At 68.5% G+C, this 15,249-nt stretch carries 16 protein-coding genes; 10 read left to right on the top strand and 6 right to left on the bottom strand.

Annotation, left to right across the window (positions count from 1 at the left end; genetic code table 11):
* Window positions 1–36 precede the first annotated feature (36 nt).
* From rplS to AC6EUH_RS17075, 10 genes are all read left to right on the top strand, one after another.
* Window positions 37–396, top strand: coding sequence for a 50S ribosomal protein L19 (rplS, locus tag AC6EUH_RS17120; RefSeq protein WP_056426746.1), 360 nt, complete (start codon window positions 37–39; stop codon window positions 394–396).
* A gap of 118 nt (window positions 397–514) precedes the next feature.
* Window positions 515–1,195: a signal peptidase I gene (gene lepB / locus AC6EUH_RS17115; RefSeq protein ID WP_056426745.1), complete on the top strand. Its 681-nt coding sequence runs from the start codon at window positions 515–517 to the stop codon at window positions 1,193–1,195.
* On the top strand, window positions 1,196–2,185 hold the full coding sequence (gene lepB / locus AC6EUH_RS17110) for a signal peptidase I (RefSeq protein WP_499739385.1): 990 nt from the start codon (window positions 1,196–1,198) through the stop codon (window positions 2,183–2,185).
* A gap of 11 nt (window positions 2,186–2,196) precedes the next feature.
* Window positions 2,197–2,868 (top strand): ribonuclease HII, encoded by a 672-nt coding sequence (gene rnhB / locus AC6EUH_RS17105; RefSeq protein WP_056426739.1) that lies wholly within the window; start codon window positions 2,197–2,199, stop codon window positions 2,866–2,868.
* Window positions 2,869–2,949: 81 nt separating this feature from the next.
* A complete protein-coding gene (locus AC6EUH_RS17100; protein WP_056426737.1) occupies window positions 2,950–3,276 on the top strand; it encodes a DUF2469 domain-containing protein in 327 nt (108 codons plus the stop codon).
* Window positions 3,277–3,398: 122 nt separating this feature from the next.
* Complete coding sequence (locus AC6EUH_RS17095; RefSeq protein ID WP_056426734.1) at window positions 3,399–3,755, top strand: YraN family protein; 357 nt, start codon at window positions 3,399–3,401, stop codon at window positions 3,753–3,755.
* On the top strand, window positions 3,756–5,303 hold the full coding sequence (locus tag AC6EUH_RS17090; RefSeq protein WP_499739384.1) for a YifB family Mg chelatase-like AAA ATPase: 1,548 nt from the start codon (window positions 3,756–3,758) through the stop codon (window positions 5,301–5,303). It begins immediately after the preceding gene.
* A gap of 77 nt (window positions 5,304–5,380) precedes the next feature.
* On the top strand, window positions 5,381–6,571 hold the full coding sequence (gene dprA / locus AC6EUH_RS17085) for a DNA-processing protein DprA (RefSeq protein WP_499739383.1): 1,191 nt from the start codon (window positions 5,381–5,383) through the stop codon (window positions 6,569–6,571).
* Window positions 6,572–6,689: 118 nt separating this feature from the next.
* Complete coding sequence (locus tag AC6EUH_RS17080) at window positions 6,690–7,616, top strand: tyrosine recombinase XerC (RefSeq protein WP_499739382.1); 927 nt, start codon at window positions 6,690–6,692, stop codon at window positions 7,614–7,616.
* 300 nt (window positions 7,617–7,916) lie between these two features.
* Window positions 7,917–8,420 (top strand): DUF3145 domain-containing protein, encoded by a 504-nt coding sequence (locus AC6EUH_RS17075; RefSeq protein WP_056426723.1) that lies wholly within the window; start codon window positions 7,917–7,919, stop codon window positions 8,418–8,420.
* A 118-nt stretch (window positions 8,421–8,538) separates the two neighbouring features.
* On the opposite strand, the gene fabF is transcribed toward AC6EUH_RS17075, so the two are convergent.
* From fabF to AC6EUH_RS17045, 6 genes are all read right to left on the bottom strand, one after another.
* Entirely contained in the window at window positions 8,539–9,774 is a 1,236-nt protein-coding gene (gene fabF / locus AC6EUH_RS17070; protein WP_056426721.1) for a beta-ketoacyl-ACP synthase II, read from the bottom strand.
* A 155-nt stretch (window positions 9,775–9,929) separates the two neighbouring features.
* On the bottom strand, window positions 9,930–10,175 hold the full coding sequence (locus AC6EUH_RS17065) for an acyl carrier protein (RefSeq protein ID WP_056426718.1): 246 nt from the start codon (window positions 10,173–10,175) through the stop codon (window positions 9,930–9,932).
* A 122-nt stretch (window positions 10,176–10,297) separates the two neighbouring features.
* Window positions 10,298–11,359: a beta-ketoacyl-ACP synthase III gene (locus AC6EUH_RS17060; RefSeq protein WP_499739381.1), complete on the bottom strand. Its 1,062-nt coding sequence runs from the start codon at window positions 11,357–11,359 to the stop codon at window positions 10,298–10,300.
* The gene (locus AC6EUH_RS17055) at window positions 11,356–12,285 is read right to left on the bottom strand and encodes an ACP S-malonyltransferase (RefSeq protein WP_499739380.1); all 930 of its coding nucleotides are present in this window, start codon (window positions 12,283–12,285) and stop codon (window positions 11,356–11,358) included. The genes AC6EUH_RS17060 and AC6EUH_RS17055 overlap by 4 nt, the downstream gene beginning before the upstream one ends.
* Window positions 12,286–12,372: 87 nt before the next feature.
* On the bottom strand, window positions 12,373–13,617 hold the full coding sequence (locus AC6EUH_RS17050) for a PucR family transcriptional regulator (RefSeq protein WP_056426711.1): 1,245 nt from the start codon (window positions 13,615–13,617) through the stop codon (window positions 12,373–12,375).
* Window positions 13,618–13,869: 252 nt separating this feature from the next.
* Window positions 13,870–15,249: transketolase-like TK C-terminal-containing protein (locus AC6EUH_RS17045; protein ID WP_499739379.1), on the bottom strand; the 1,380-nt coding region annotated here is incomplete at its 5' end.

The raw sequence follows: 15,249 nt of genomic DNA, 5'->3' as shown, positions 1-15,249 counted from the left end.
CGTGAAGGACCTGTGGCGTTCACCAGGAGTGAATCAATGCATATTCTCGATTCCGTAGACGCAGCCTCGCTGCGCACCGATGTTCCCGTCTTCCGTGCGGGTGACACCCTCAAGGTTCACGTGAACATCATCGAAGGCAAGAACTCCCGCGTCCAGGTCTTCCAGGGCTTCGTCCTGGGCCGCCACGGCGACGGCCTGCGCGAAACCTTCACCATCCGCAAGGTCTCCTTCGGCGTCGGCGTGGAGCGTACCTTCCCGGTGCACTCCCCGATCATCGACAAGATCGAGGTCGTCTCCAAGGGTGACGTGCGCCGCGCCAAGCTGTACTACATGCGCAACCTGCGCGGCAAGGCCGCGAAGATCAAGGAAAAGCGCGACTTCCAGACCGGCAAGTAAGACTCTTCCGGCTTTCTCCGGAGTTTTCCATCGCGGGTCCACGGACCGTGTCCGGCCAGCGCCGGAGCATCCGCAACAGCGCTGTTCACTTCAGAAAAGCGTTAGAAGGATACGGCTCATGGAACACACAAAACGCCAGCCCAGGAAACTCGGCTGGCGTTTTGTGTTGCCGGCCGTGGTCTTGGCCGTCCTCATCGGCGGGCTGGTCCGGTCACTGTGGCTCGATGTCTACTACATCCCCTCTGCCTCGATGGAGCCGCTCTTCCAGGAGGGCGACCGGATCGTTGTGTCGCGGACGGACTTCCGGGACGACCCTGTGGGCCGCGGCGACATTGTCGTCTTCGACGGACGCGGCTCCTTCGCCCCGCTGAACAGCGGCAACGGCCCCGTGCTGGACTTTCTCAGCGGCGTCGGGCACTGGATAGGCCTGTCCGGAGGCGACAACACCTACATCAAACGGGTGATCGGGCTCCCCGGAGACCGGGTCATCTGCTGCGACGCCGGTGGCAAACTCACCATCAACGGACAGCCGGTCGCGGAACCCTACCTCCACGAGGGCGACTCCCCGAGCAAACTGCAGTTCAGTGTGATCGTTCCCCCGGGCCGGCTCTGGCTGATGGGGGACCACCGCTCACAATCGGCAGATTCCCGCAGTCTTCTGGGTGCCCCCGGCGGAGGCATGGTGCCGCTGGACCGGGTGATCGGCAGACCCGTACAGATCATCTGGCCGCTTGATAGATTTACAGCAGTAGAACGGCCTCCTGAAACCACCACGACCACAGCGAAGAACGGACAGTAGATGCCCGAGACCGGACCCCGGACTCCTGATCCGCGGGGGCAGGACCAGCCCCGGGTGACCTCCTCCCCGATCCCCGCCCCGGAGGCCCCCGTGGACGGCGGCTACGGTGCTGCCCCGGACGCCCGGTCCCGCGTCACTTCCGGCCCCGACGCTACTGGCCATGGCACTTCTGACACCGACGCTTCCGGCACCGGCGCCACTGGCCCCGACGCGTCCGGCCCCGATGCCGATGTCCGGGACGTTCCGGCCGCGGGGGGACCTGCCCATGCGGGCGCCGCGTCGAAGCGGGCGCGCCGGGCGAAGGCCCGGGAGAACCACACCCCCATGTTCCTCTGGGCCAAGGAAGTGGCCACGGTGGTGCTCGTCGCGATCGTGCTGTCCTTCCTGATCAAGACCTTCCTTTTCCGGGCCTTCTACATCCCGTCCGAATCCATGGTCAACACCCTGGACGTGAACGACAGGATCTTCGTCAACCTGCTGGTCCCGGAGCCCTTCGCCCTGGAGCACGGCGACGTTGTGGTCTTCAGGGACACACAGGGCTGGCTGGTTCCCGCGGCCGCGAAGGATGCGGGCCCGTTCACGTGGGTGCAGGACGGGCTGACATTCATCGGGCTCCTGCCGGACAACTCGGAACAGCACCTGGTGAAGCGCGTTGTCGGACTGCCGGGTGACCATGTGGCCTGCTGCGACGGCGGCGGCCGGCTTACCGTTAACGGCGTCCCGCTCGATGAGCCCTACATCAACTCCGCCGAAGTGCCCCAGGTTCGCGAGTTCGACGTCGTGGTTCCCGACGGCAAGGTCTGGGTCATGGGCGACAACAGGAACCATTCGGCCGATTCGCGCGCCCACACGGACACCAACGGCGGCTTCGTGGACATCGCCGACATCGAAGGCAAGGCCGCCGTCATCGCCTGGCCGCTCAACCGCATCACCGCCCTCGACAACTACCCCGACGTCTTCCGCGACGTGCCCGCCCCGGCCGGAAAGTAGCGTCACGAGTTATGTCCGAAGCCCCCACCCTCGACTACGAGCGCCGCTTCCTCGGGTCCGGCGCCCGGCTCCTCGCCGGCATCGACGAGGTGGGCCGCGGCGCCCTCGCCGGCCCCGTCAGTGTGGGAATCGCCGTCGTGGACCTGCACGAGCTGAAGCTGCTCGCCGATGTGCGGGACTCCAAGCTGCTCAAGGTGGCGGACCGGGAACGCCTGGTACCGCTGGTCCGGAGCTGGAGTGTGGCCTCCGCCGTCGGGCATGCCTCGGCGAAGGAGATCGACGACGTCGGCATTGTCGCCGCGCTGCGACTCGCCGGCACCCGCGCCTGGCTCGCGGTGCTGGCCGCCGGCGTGACCCCGGACGTTGTGCTCCTGGACGGCAGTCACAACTGGCTCTCGCCCGAGACCCAGCCCTCCCTGTTCGACGACGGCCCGGCGGAGCCAGGCTGCGACGCCCCGGTGCACACGCTGGTCAAGGCGGACATGCAGTGCCTGAGCGTCGCCGCGGCGTCCATCCTGGCCAAGGTGGAACGCGACGGCATGATGCGCGCGCTGCACAGCGAATACCCGGCCTACGGCTGGGACGTAAACAAGGGCTACGGCACCGCCATCCACAAGGATGCCCTCCGCGCCGCCGGCCCCACGCCCTACCACCGTGTGAGCTGGCAGCTGCTCGCGGACTGACGCCGGCTCCGCGATAGTCCCGCGGGCGCCGCGGGACGTCCCGTGGCGCGCGGGCGGCGCCGGATGGTGCAAGATGGAACCATGAGTGCCGAGGACCTTGAAAACTATGAGACCGACATGGAGCTGCAGCTCTACCGCGAATACCGCGACGTTGTCGGACTGTTCAGCTACGTGGTCGAGACCGAACGGCGATTCTATCTGGCCAACCACGTTGACCTGCAGGCACGCAGCGCCGACGGCGAGGTCTACTTCGACCTGACGCTGCAGGATGCCTGGGTCTGGGACGTCTACCGCTCCGCCCGCTTCGTCAAGAGCGTCCGCGTAATCACCTTCAAGGACGTCAACGTCGAAGAACTCCCGCGGAGCGAGGAGCTCGCCCTGCCCAAGGTGGAGGGCCTCGGGAACTGATTTTGGTGGTGGCCGGGCAACGTCTGTGAACTCTTCCTCCACACCGCCACCCTCGAGCTCGGTTGCCCACATAGCGGCCTGACCCTCTGTGCTGCTTGCGCGTGGCGGCGCAGTCTGGGGTCATGAGAGCTAAGGACGTGCTGGGCCGGCGCGGGGAGGAACTCGCCGCCGGATACCTCGAAGCCCAGGGCATGCGGATCGTGGACCGCAACTGGCGGTGCTCCGAGGGCGAAATCGATATTGTGGCGCTCGACGGCGACGCGCTGGTCATCGCCGAGGTGAAGACGCGCAAGTCCCTCGCCTACGGGCATCCCTTTGAGGCCGTCGGTGTGGACAAACTGGCCCGGCTGCACCGGCTGGCGTCGGCTTGGTGCCGCGACCATGAACTCCGCATGCCGCTGAGGCGGGTCGACGTGGTCGCCGTGCTCGACGACGGTATCGGCGAGCCCGCCGTGGAGCACCTCAAGGGGGTGGGGTAGGTGGCGCTCGGCCGGACCTACTCGGTGGCCCTCGTCGGACTGAACGGCTACATCGTGGAGGTGGAGGCCGATATCGGCCAGACCCTGCCGGCATTTATCATCCTGGGGCTGCCGGACGCCTCGCTGAACGAGGCCAAGGAACGGATCCGCTCGGCCGCTCAGAACTCCGGTATTCCCCTGAGCCGCCGGAAGATCACGGCCAACCTCATCCCGGCGTCGTTGCCCAAACGTGGCTCCGGCTTCGACCTCGCCATCGCCATGGCCGCGCTGCTGGCCTCGAACGATGTCCGGTCCACGGGCCGGACAGTGTTCATCGCCGAGCTGGGCCTCGACGGCAGGCTGCGGCCGGTCCGTGGAGTCCTCCCTGCGGTGATGGCCGCGGTACGCGCTGGCTATGCCGATGTCGTCGTGGCGCAGGCGAACGCCGCCGAGGCGCAGCTGGTGCCAGGCGCCCGCGTGCAGGGCTACGCCACCCTGGCCCGCCTGGCGTTCGATTTCGGCGCCGATCCGCAGGACCTGGCCTTGGACTTCGATCCCGCGCCCGAGTCTGGCGAATCGGGGGCCGAAGCTGGAGTGCCTTCCCTGGTGCCGCCGGACATGCGCGATGTCTCCGGGCAGGGGGATGCACGGAGGGCGCTGGAGGTGGCCGCCGCCGGCGCGCACCACCTGCTGCTCACAGGTCCTCCGGGGGCGGGTAAAACGATGCTGGCTGAACGGCTTCCCGGGCTCCTGCCGGACCTGGGAGACGCGGAGGCCATGGAAGTGACCGCCATCCATTCGCTCTGCTCGCTGACCTCGGCCTCCCTGCATCTCGTGCGCCGGCCGCCCTATGAGAACCCGCATCACACGGCCACTCCGGCGGCCATCATCGGAGGGGGCTCCGGGCTGCCGCGGCCCGGGGCGGCGTCCCGGGCCCACCGCGGGGTGTTGTTCCTCGACGAGGCCCCCGAATACGAACGACGCGTCCTCGACGCGCTCCGGCAGCCGCTGGAGAGCGGGGAACTGGTCCTTCACCGGTCGGCGGGCACAGCGGCCTACCCCGCCCGCTTCCAGCTGGTTCTTGCAGCCAATCCGTGCCCTTGCGGCAAGGCCACCGGCAAGGGAGTCGACTGCATCTGCACTCCCACCGTGCGCCGGCGGTATTTGGCGCGCATGTCCGGCCCGCTGCTGGACAGGGTGGACATTCAGCTACAGGTGGAGCGGGTGTCGCTGGCGGACTTTGGCCAGCCCGCGGCGGAGGAGGATACCGCCACCATCGCGGCCCGCGTCCAGGCCGCACGGGAGCGCCAGCTCGAGAGGCTGCTGCCGTTCGGCCTGGAAACCAACGCCCAGGTGCCGGGGCGGGTCCTCCGGGGTGCCCTGCGGCTCGGCGCCCCCACTACGCGGATCCTGGACCATGCCCTGGAACGAGGGGTACTGACAGCACGCGGCTACGACCGCGTGCTGCGTCTGGCGTGGACACTGGCGGATTTGGCCCTCCATGAGGTACCGGAGGCGGACGATATCGGGCTTGCCCTCAACCTTCGGCAGGCCGCCGTCGCCGCCTAGCAGGGCTTTACGCCCATGGCGGTGCCTCGAACGCCGCAGTGCCACCACCCATCGCAGGCCCGTGAAAGGACCACACCATGACAGAGAGCGAGCGGACCGCGCGGGCGGCGTTGTCCCGGCTGTTCGAACCGCAGGACGCCGCGGGCCTCGCGCTCGTGCGCATCGCCGGGGCCGAGGACGCGTTGAGGATCGCCACCGGCCAGCTGACAGCCGGTGCCGAAGTGGAACAGGAGCTGTTCCGGCTTTTGGACGAGAACGGCTCGGGCGGTGGCTGGACGGGCCTGGGGACGGCCCGCAAACGCTGGGCGCCGAGGATCCAGGATCTTGCACCGGACCGGGACCTCACGACGATGCAGCGGCTCGGCGGACGCATGATCATTCCATCGGACGGACTCTGGCCCCGGCAACTGGCCGACCTTGGACTGCAGGAACCGATCTGCCTCTGGTGGCGCGGCATCGAGCAGGAGCTGCCTCCGGCCGCCACGTCCGTAGCGCTGGTCGGTTCCCGGGACAGCACCTCCTACGGCTCGTCCGTGACGGGGGACCTCGCGTATTCGCTGGTCCAGAGGGGGTTCACGATCATCTCGGGCGGCGCCTACGGCATCGATGCGCACGCCCACCGGGCGGCCCTGGCCGCCGCCACCTCCGGGAGCCTGCCCACCATCGCCGTGATGGCAGGGGGAGTGGACCGCTTCTACCCGTCGGGCAATGAGGATCTGCTGCGGGCCGTCGCCAACCAGGGCGCAGTCCTGGCCGAAGTTCCGCCAGGTTCGGCGCCCACGCGGTATCGGTTCCTGCAGCGCAACAGGCTGATCGCCGCGCTGGCCTCAGTGACGGTCGTTGTGGAAGCGCGGTGGAGGTCCGGCGCCCTGAACACGGCCCACCATGCGGAGACCCTGGGCAGGGCCGTCGGCGCGGTGCCGGGCTCGGTACACAGCGCCAATTCCGCGGGTTGCCACCGGCTGCTCCGCGAGGGCGGGGCAGTCTGCGTCACCGACGCGGGCGAGATCGCGGAGCTCGCCGCGCCCAGTGGCGAATCGCTGCCCGAGGTTAGGTCCGGCCCAGCGGCCATCCACGACGGACTGACCCTGGAGGACCTCATCCTGCTCGATGCCCTGCCGCTGCGGACCACCAGTTCAGTCGAAAAGCTCACCGCCGTGGCGGGACTGAGCGCTGACTCGGTCAGGGCCGGACTCGGCCGGCTTGGGCTGCTGGGCCTGGCCGAGTCGCACGGCGGCGGCTGGAAGCGGTCGGGCAAGGCAGGATGACCGGTGGGCTGAACCAGGAGGCCCGATATGGCGCAGTGCAGGAAGCATCGGCAGGGACCGACCCGCGGCTCGCCGCCGGGCTCCTTGATCGCCGGGTGAATCCTGCGAGAGTAGGGGAGTGCCCACACAGCAGATCCCGGCCGCACTGGCCACCGCCGCCCAGGGTTTCGGCCGCTACCTGGAGGCCGAACGCGGCCGATCGGCCCACACCGTGCGCGCGTACCTCGCCGACGTCGGAAGCCTTTTGGGCTTCGCGGCCTCGGAGGGAGTGGAGGATCTCGCGGGCCTGGAACTGGGAACCCTGCGCCGCTGGCTCGGCTCGCAAAGCGAATCCGGGATGTCGCGCGCCACGCTGGCCCGCCGCTCCGCCACTGCCAGGGCGTTCACGGCCTGGGCCGTCCGCGAGGAACTGATCGACGCGGACCCTGCGCTGCGGCTGAAGGCACCGAAGCGGGAGAAGTCCCTGCCCGGTGTGCTGCACCAGCAGCAGGTCCTCCGGCTCGTCGAAGGCACCGAAGCCGCTGCCGCCGAGGGTGGGCCGTTGCCCCTGCGTAACCGGGCCATGGTTGAGCTCCTCTACGCCACGGGCATCCGGGTCGGCGAACTGGCCGGCCTCGACGTGGACGACCTCGATCCCGACCGCAGGACCCTCCGGGTACTCGGCAAAGGCAACAAGGAACGCACGGTGCCTTACGGTCTGCCGGCGGCGCTCGCCGTCGACGACTGGCTGCGCCGGGGCCGGCCCGCCCTCGCCACAGAGACCTCCGGCCCGGCGCTGTTCCTTGGAGCGCGCGGCAAACGGGTCGACCAGCGGCAGGTCCGCAGCGTTGTCCACGACTTGCTGGCAGCGCTGGGGGACACCGCCGCCACCGGACCGCATGCCCTCCGGCACTCCGCCGCCACACACCTGCTCGACGGCGGTGCCGACCTCCGCGCGGTGCAGGAAATCCTGGGCCACAGCAGCCTGGCCACCACCCAGATCTACACCCATGTTTCGGTCGAGCGGCTCCGGCAGAGCTACCAGCAGGCCCATCCGAGGGCCTGAAGTCGCCACCCCGGGCCGCGCCGGCCGCCTCGAACGATCCGCGCCAGGACACCGCGCGGCGCGCCGGAAAAGACGCGCCGAATTGCACTGGCGTAATTAGGTAGGGTACGGCAGAATAAGACTCACGCCCGGCAACTTTCAAGTGTTGCTTGAAGCTCCCACGCATCAAGTCGCACGGAGAATCCGGGCAATAACTTAATAGTCTGGCCAGGACCACCGCATCACTACGGACCCGCGCAACAGACAGACATCCAGGCAGAGGTCGTTGGGGAAGACGTACCTACAGCTATGGAGGATGGAATGTCTGTTGCACTGACCCGCGGTGTGTTGTTCGTTCACTCGGCCCCGACTGCCCTGTGCCCCCACGTAGAGTGGGCCATAGGGTCGGTTGTGGACAAGCGGACGGACCTTGAGTGGACTGCTCAGCCAGCAGCGCCCGGAATGTTCCGGGCTGAGCTGTCGTGGACCGGTAACCCGGGCACGGGGGCTCAATTGGCATCGGCTCTCCGGGGCTGGGCGCACCTGCGCTACGAAGTCACGGAAGAGCCCAGCCAGGGCGTTGACGGTGGCCGCTGGTCCCACACGCCCGAACTTGGCATCTTCCACGCCGTCACGGACGTGCACGGCAACATCATGGTCTCCGAGGACCGCATCCGCTACGCCTACGAATCCGGCGCCGGCGACCCCTCGGCGGTCTACCATGAGCTGTCCCTGGCCCTCGGCGAAGCGTGGGACGAGGAACTCGAGCCCTTCCGGCACGCCGCCGAAGGCGCTCCCGTGCGCTGGCTCCACCAAGTGGGCTAAGCCTCCTCCGAAGGACCGGCAACAACACTCCATAGCTACGCCAGATGACAGATGGCGGCAATGTTCACCAAGAACATTGCCGCCATCTGTCATCTCGGCGTGCTGCGCGCGGGTCGGGCTAGATGCTCCGCACCGCGATCACGGCGTTGTGGCCGCCGAAGCCGAAGGAGTTGCTCAGCGCCGCGATGCTGCCGGACGGCAGCTCGCGGGCGGTGGTGACGACGTCGAGCGGGATCTCCGGATCCTGGTTCTCCAGGTTGATGGTCACCGGGGCCTTGCGGTCGTAGATGGCCATAACGGTCAGCACGGCTTCCACCGCACCGGAGGCGCCCAGCAGGTGGCCCATCTGCGACTTCGTGGCCGAGACGGCAACGCTGTCCAGTTGTTTGCCGAGGGCGGCCTTGAGGGCCGCGTACTCGGGCTTGTCGCCGACCGGGGTGGAGGTCGCGTGCGCGTTGACGTGCACCACGTCCTCCGGCTGGATCCGGCCGTCGAACATGGCGGCCTTCAGTGCGCGGGTGGCGCCGAGGCCCTCGGGGTCCGGGGCAGTGATGTGGTAGGCATCGGCGGTGACCGACGTGCCGGCCAGCTCGGCGTAGATCCGGGCGCCGCGGGCCAAGGCGTGTTCCTCGGCTTCCAGCACAAGGGCACCGGCGCCCTCGCCCATAACGAAGCCGTCGCGGTCAATGTCGTAGGGGCGGGAGGCGTGCTCGGGATCGTCATTGCGGCGCGAGAGTGCCTGCATGGAGGCGAACGCGGCGATCGGCATCGGGTGGATGGCGGCTTCGGCGCCGCCGCAGACGACGACGTCGGCCTTGCCGGAGCGGATCAGGTCCAGACCCATGTGAACGGCTTCGGTGCCGGACGCGCAGGCGGAGACCGGGGTGTGGGCGCCGGCGCGGGCACCCAGGTCAAGGCTTACCGCAGCGGCTGGGCCGTTGGGCATCAGCATGGGCACGGTCATCGGCAGGACGCGGCGCGGGCCCTTTTCGCGCAGGGTGTCCCAGGCGTCCAGGAGCGTCCAGACGCCGCCGATCCCGGTGGCGAAGGCCACTGCCAGCCGGTCGTGGTCGATTTCGGTGATGCCGGCGTCGGCCCATGCCTCGCGGGAGGCCACGACGGCGAACTGCGTGGAGGGGTCCATGCGCTTGGCCTCGACCCGGCTCAGGACCTCGGTCGCGGGGTTGGAAGCGCGTGCGGCAAAGTGGACGGGCAGCTCATACTTGGCCACCCAGTCGTCCTCAAGCGTGTGCGCGCCGGAGACGCCCTTCAGCGCGTTCTTCCACATCGTGGGGACATCGCCGCCAATGGGTGTGGTGGCACCCAGACCGGTAATGACTACTTTGCGTGCCATGGGATCACTCTCTGTCGGTGCGCCTGCTTTATCCGGAACCTGGGGGCGGTTGCCGGGGCCTGCGTTTGAAAAACTCTGGGGTGGTGCAGTGGATGGTGCTGCAGATGGCGCGGTCCGGGGGTGCAGCTGCGCCCCCGGACCGGGCCGAGCCTGAATTAGGCCTGTGCGCTGGCGATGAAGCTGACAGCGTCGCCGACGGTCTTGAGGTTCTTGACCTCTTCGTCCGGGATGCGCACGCCGAACTTCTCTTCGGCGTTGACGACGATCGTCATCATCGAGATGGAGTCGATGTCCAGGTCCTCGGTGAAGGACTTGTCCATTTCGACAGCCTCGGTGGCCAGGCCGGTCTCTTCGTTGACGATTTCAGCCAGGCCGGCCAGGATCTCTTCGTTGCTAGCCATTGATGGCTCCTTTTCTGGTTGTTGCCGTGGGCTGCCGGTGTGCCGGCGGCTTCGGGCGGTAAATGATTCAAACCGAGGGTTCGGTTTGCTGTGGGATTTGAAGAAAGGAAAAGCAGGAACGCCTACGGAAGCACGATCACTTGGGCACCGAAGACCAGACCGGCGCCGAAGCCGATCTGCAGTGCAAGCCCGCCGCTGAGCTGCGGGTTCTCCAGCAGCAGGCGGTGGGTAGCCAGGGGGATGGAGGCCGCGGAGGTGTTGCCGGCGTCGGCGATGTCCCGCGCGATGACGACACTCTCCGGGAGTTTGAGCTTTTTGGCCATCTCGTCGATGATCCGCATGTTGGCCTGGTGCGGGATGAACGCGGCGAGGTCCTCGGCGGAGATGCCGGCGGCGTCCAGCGCCTGCTGGGCCACCTTGGCCATTTCCCAGACGGCCCAGCGGAAGACCGTCTGGCCGTCCTGGCGCAGCGTCGGCCAGGAGGCCGCGTCCGTGACGGCGGCTTCCTCGGCGCTCAGCGCGCCGCCCTGCTTGCCCGCTGAGGCGAGCTCGCGGAGGTCCAACATCGAGTGGGTCATGCCGATCGCGTCCCACTTGCTGCCGTCCGAGCCCCACACTGACGGGCCGATGCCCGGGGTGTCGGAGGGGCCGATCACCACGGCGCCCGCGCCGTCGCCGAGCAGGAAGGAAATGGTGCGTTCGGTGTTGTCGATGACGTCGGAGAGCTTTTCCGCACCGACCACGAGGACGTACTCGGCGGCGCCGGAGCGCACCAGCGCGTCAGCCTGGGCGATGCCGTAGCAGTAACCGGCGCAGGCGGCGGAGATGTCGAAGGCCGGGGCCGGCGTCGCGCCGAGGCGGTCGGCGAGGCTCGCGGCGGCGGACGGCGTCGCGTAGGGGTGGGTCACCGTGGAGACGATGACGGCGCCGAGCTGGGAGGCCTCGATCCCGGCCTTCTGGAGGGCCTCGCGGGCGGCGCCTTCGGCCATGTCGATCACGCTGACATCGGCGGGGGCCCGGTGCCGCGTGATGATGCCGGTGCGCTGGCGGATCCACTCGTCGGAGGAGTCGATCCACTGGCAGACGTCATCGTTGGTGACGATCACGTCGGGCCGGTACGCGCCGACTCCCATGATGCGGGTGTTCTCGTGCAGGGGCGCCTGCTTCAGGGTGGGAACGCTCATGCCTGTCCTTCCAGTTCTGCGAATAGGGCCAGGGCGGCGGACAGATCGTCCGGGGTCTTGACTGTGACGGTCTTCACGCCGGGCATGCCGCGCTTCGCGAGTCCGGCCAGCGTCCCGGCTGGGGCCAGTTCAATCAGGCCGGTCACGCCGCGCTTCACGAGCGTCTCCATGCAGAGGTCCCAGCGGACCGGGCGGGAAACCTGGGCGATCAGGCTTTCGACGGCGGCGGCACCATCGGTGACCTCGGCGCCGTCGAAGTTGGAGAGCAGGGGGACCTGCGGGTTCCGCGGGTGCAGTGTGGGCCGGAGGGCCTGCAGCGCCGCGACGGCGGGGGACATGTGCGAGGTGTGGAACGCCCCGGCGACCTTCAGCGGGATGACGCGGGCCTTGGCCGGCGGATTGTCGGCGAGGGCCTTGAGCTGGTCCAGCGTCCCGGCCGCGACGGTCTGGCCGGCGCCGTTGACGTTGGCCGGGGTAAGCCCGCAGGCTTCGATGGCCGCGAGGACCTCGGCGGGGTCGCCGCCCACCACGGCGCTCATGCCGGTGGGGGCGGCAGCGGCCGCGGCCGCCATGCCGTTGGCGCGTTCGCGGACGAAGGTCATGGCTTCGGTTTCCGTCAGCACGCCGGCCAGGGCGGAGGCGGTGATTTCACCGACGGAGTGGCCGGCGAGGATCACCGGCAGGGTGCCGAGCTCGACGTCGAACAGGGACTTCGCGGCCACCAGCCCGGCGGCGACGATCAGGGGCTGCGCGACGGCGGTGTCCTTGATGGTCTCTTCGTCCGAGGTGGTGCCGTGGGCGGTGAGATCGATGCCTGCGATTTCGCTGAGGGAGGCCAACTGGCCTGCTACGGGGGGGAGTTCCAGCCAAGGGGCCAGAAAACCGGGGGTCTGGGAGCCCTGTCCAGGGCAGACGATTGCAAGCACGTATCCAGCTTTCCAAATTGCGGCGTGATTATCGGTGCATTCATACACCAAGCTCACAGGGTCACTTTGTAGGAAGTCTACAACCGCTCAGGTGCTGTTGCGCGTCGGCTGCCGTTCCGTGGCGGGCTTCGGCGGGGCCGCAAGCCGGCCAACGACGAGGGCCGTCTGGAGGACAAAGGCCTCCCGCGGCAGCAGCGGATCCCAGCCCGTGACGTCGCAGACCCGCTTGAGCCGGTAGCGCACGGTGTTGGCGTGGACGAAGAGCTCGCGGGCCGTGGCCTCCAGCGAATGCCCCAGTTCGAGGTAGGTGCCGAGGGTCTCCACGAGGCCGTTGGACGCCGCGAGCAGGGGCCGGTAGATGTTCTTGACGAGGGAGCGCCGGGCGGCATCATCGCCTGAGATCACGCGCTCCGGCAGGAGGTCATCGGCTGCCACCGGGCGCGGCGCGGCGGGCCAGGCGCGCGCGGCGGTCAGTCCCGCGAACGCGGACTGGGCAGAGCCGCTGGCTTCGAGCAGCGATCCGGCTTCGGCACCGTAGACGACCGGTCCGGGCGCGAAGAGTTCGGCGAGTTTCAGGTAGGCGGTCTCGCGGTCGTGGACGCCGCCGAGGATGAGGATGAGCCGGTCGCCCTGGATGCCGACGAGGGCGTCCTCGGCGAAGCGCCCGGCCGTGCGGCGCAGTTCGCTGACGTAGCTGGCGCTCGGTTCGGACGGGGAATTGCCCACCATAACGGTGAAGCGCTCCTGTGCCTTCCAGCCCAGGGCGGCAATCCGCGACCGCAGGGCATCGGTGTTTTCGCCGCGCAGGATGGCGTCCACAATGAGGGCTTCCAGCCGGGTGTCCCACGATCCGCGGGATTCGGCGGCGCGGGCGTAGACGTCGGCCGCGGCGAAGGCCACCTCGCGGGAGTATCGCAGCACCGCTTCACGCAGCGCGCCCTGGTCCGCCTCCGGAGCAATCACGGGGACCTGGTCCTCCACCACCTCCACGACGATCCGGATCAGCTGGAGGGCCTTCTGCAGGCTGATGGAGCGGGTGAGCTCGGTGGGCGCGGTGCCGAAGACGTCGGACAGGATCCAGGACGGGGAGCTGGGCCGTTCGTACCACGTGACGAAGGCGGCGATGCCGTTCTGGGCCACCATCCCCAGGGCCGAGCGTTCGTCGGAGTTCAGCCGGCTGTACCAGGGCAGGGATTTCTCCAGCTGGCGCAAGGTGGTTGTGGAGAGCTGGCCGACGCTCGAACGGAGCTTCTTGAGGGTTTCCACCTTCTCCGGGGGCATCGCCCTGGATGTGGGCGTGCGTTTTACAGGAGTGGTGATCGGCTCGGCCATGCATTGAGCATACGGTGCCCGCCGTCCAAGCTCCATTTGTGCAAAGGCTACAACGCGCCTTGTGCTGGATCACAGTGCTGGATCACAGTGGGGGACCGCAGCGCCGGACCACAGCGCCGGACCGCAGTGCCGGACCGCAGTGCCGGCGCCCGGCTGGACCGGCGTGCCGCGCGGGTGCGGCCATCAGGGTTAAACGACGACGGCGGCCCCCGCCTTCCGGTGGGGACCGCCGTCGTACGTTGCGGGGAGGACCTAGGAGTCGCCGCCCGCGTTGCCGGTGGTGCCGGCGTTGACGTTGTGCAGGCGGTACTTCTCGATTGCCTGGGCCGGAGCCTGGGCATCCACCTCGCCGCGGCGGGCCAGCATCTGCAGTGAACGGACAACCACGGAGTGGATGTCGTTCTTGAAGAAGCGGCGGGCTGCGGCGCGGGTGTCGGAGAAGCCGAAGCCGTCGGCTCCGAGCGAGGCGAACTCGTTCGGGAGGAACTGGCGGATCTGGTCCGGCACGGCCTTCATGTAGTCGGTGACTGCCACGATCGGACCGGTCGCGCCGGCGAGCTGTTCGGTGACGAACGGCACGCGGGCGGGCTGGCCGGGGTTGAGGAAGGCTTCTTCCTCGGCGGCCATGGCGTCGCGGCGCAGTTCGCTCCAGGACGTCACGGACCAGACATCGGCGGAAACGCCCCAGTCCTCGGCGAGGATCCGCTGGGCCTCGAGGGCCCAGGGGACGGAAACACCGGAGGCGAGGATCTGCGTGCGGGGGCCGTCAATCTTGGCGGGAGCCAGCAGGTAGATGCCCTTGACGATGCCCTCGACGTCGATTTCCGCCGGCGCCGCCGGCTGGGAGATCGGCTCGTTGTAGACCGTGATGTAGTACATCACGTTCCGCGACGGGTCGTTGTCCGCCGGTCCCGGGCCGTACATGCGGTTGAGGCCGTCGCGCATGATGACGCCGATCTCATAGCCGTACGCGGGGTCGTAAGTGACGACGGCCGGGTTGGTCGCGGCCAGGATGGGGGAGTGGCCGTCGGCGTGCTGCAGGCCTTCACCGGTGAGGGTGGTGCGGCCGGCGGTGGCGCCGATGATGAACCCGCGGGTCATCTGGTCCGCGGCGGCCCAGAAGGAATCGCCGGTGCGCTGGAAACCGAACATCGAGTAGAAGACGTAGATCGGGATCAGCGGCTCGCCGTGCGTGGCGTAGGACGTTCCCGCGGCAGTGAACGCCGCCACCGAACCGGCCTCGTTGATGCCGGCGTGCACGATCTGGCCGGAGATGGACTCCTTGTACGCCAGGACGAGCTCGCGGTCCACGGACAGGTAGTTCTGGCCGTTCGGGTTGTAGATCTTCGCCGTCGGGAAGAACGCGTCCATGCCGAACGTGCGGGCCTCGTCGGGGATGATCGGAACGATCCTGTTGCCGAACTCCTTGTCCCGCATGAGGTCCTTGAGCAGGCGGACGAACGCCATGGTGGTGGCGGCCAGCTGCTTGCCGGAGCCGCGGTTGGCGACTTCGTAGACCTTGTCATCCGGGAGGGTGACATCGGTGTGCTTGGAACGGCGTTCGGGGACGAAGCCGCCGAGGGCGCGGCGGCGGTCCATGAGGTACTGGATCTCGGGGGAGTCCATGCCGGG

This window comes from Arthrobacter sp. 001422645, from assembly GCF_059816125.1.
Note: the sequence above shows the minus strand (reverse complement) of the source record. Positions and strands in the feature narration are given on the sequence as shown.

Coding starts and splice junctions, on each gene's coding strand:
- AC6EUH_RS17075 (WP_056426723.1), top strand. CDS start 7,917: ATGTCTGTTGCACTGACCCGCGGTGTGTTGTTCGTTCACTCGGCCCCG.
- lepB (WP_499739385.1), top strand. CDS start 1,196: ATGCCCGAGACCGGACCCCGGACTCCTGATCCGCGGGGGCAGGACCAG.
- rnhB (WP_056426739.1), top strand. CDS start 2,197: ATGTCCGAAGCCCCCACCCTCGACTACGAGCGCCGCTTCCTCGGGTCC.
- AC6EUH_RS17100 (WP_056426737.1), top strand. CDS start 2,950: ATGAGTGCCGAGGACCTTGAAAACTATGAGACCGACATGGAGCTGCAG.
- rplS (WP_056426746.1), top strand. CDS start 37: ATGCATATTCTCGATTCCGTAGACGCAGCCTCGCTGCGCACCGATGTT.
- AC6EUH_RS17095 (WP_056426734.1), top strand. CDS start 3,399: ATGAGAGCTAAGGACGTGCTGGGCCGGCGCGGGGAGGAACTCGCCGCC.
- fabF (WP_056426721.1), bottom strand. CDS start 9,774: ATGGCACGCAAAGTAGTCATTACCGGTCTGGGTGCCACCACACCCATT.
- lepB (WP_056426745.1), top strand. CDS start 515: ATGGAACACACAAAACGCCAGCCCAGGAAACTCGGCTGGCGTTTTGTG.
- AC6EUH_RS17050 (WP_056426711.1), bottom strand. CDS start 13,617: ATGGCCGAGCCGATCACCACTCCTGTAAAACGCACGCCCACATCCAGG.
- AC6EUH_RS17060 (WP_499739381.1), bottom strand. CDS start 11,359: ATGAGCGTTCCCACCCTGAAGCAGGCGCCCCTGCACGAGAACACCCGC.
- AC6EUH_RS17065 (WP_056426718.1), bottom strand. CDS start 10,175: ATGGCTAGCAACGAAGAGATCCTGGCCGGCCTGGCTGAAATCGTCAAC.
- dprA (WP_499739383.1), top strand. CDS start 5,381: ATGACAGAGAGCGAGCGGACCGCGCGGGCGGCGTTGTCCCGGCTGTTC.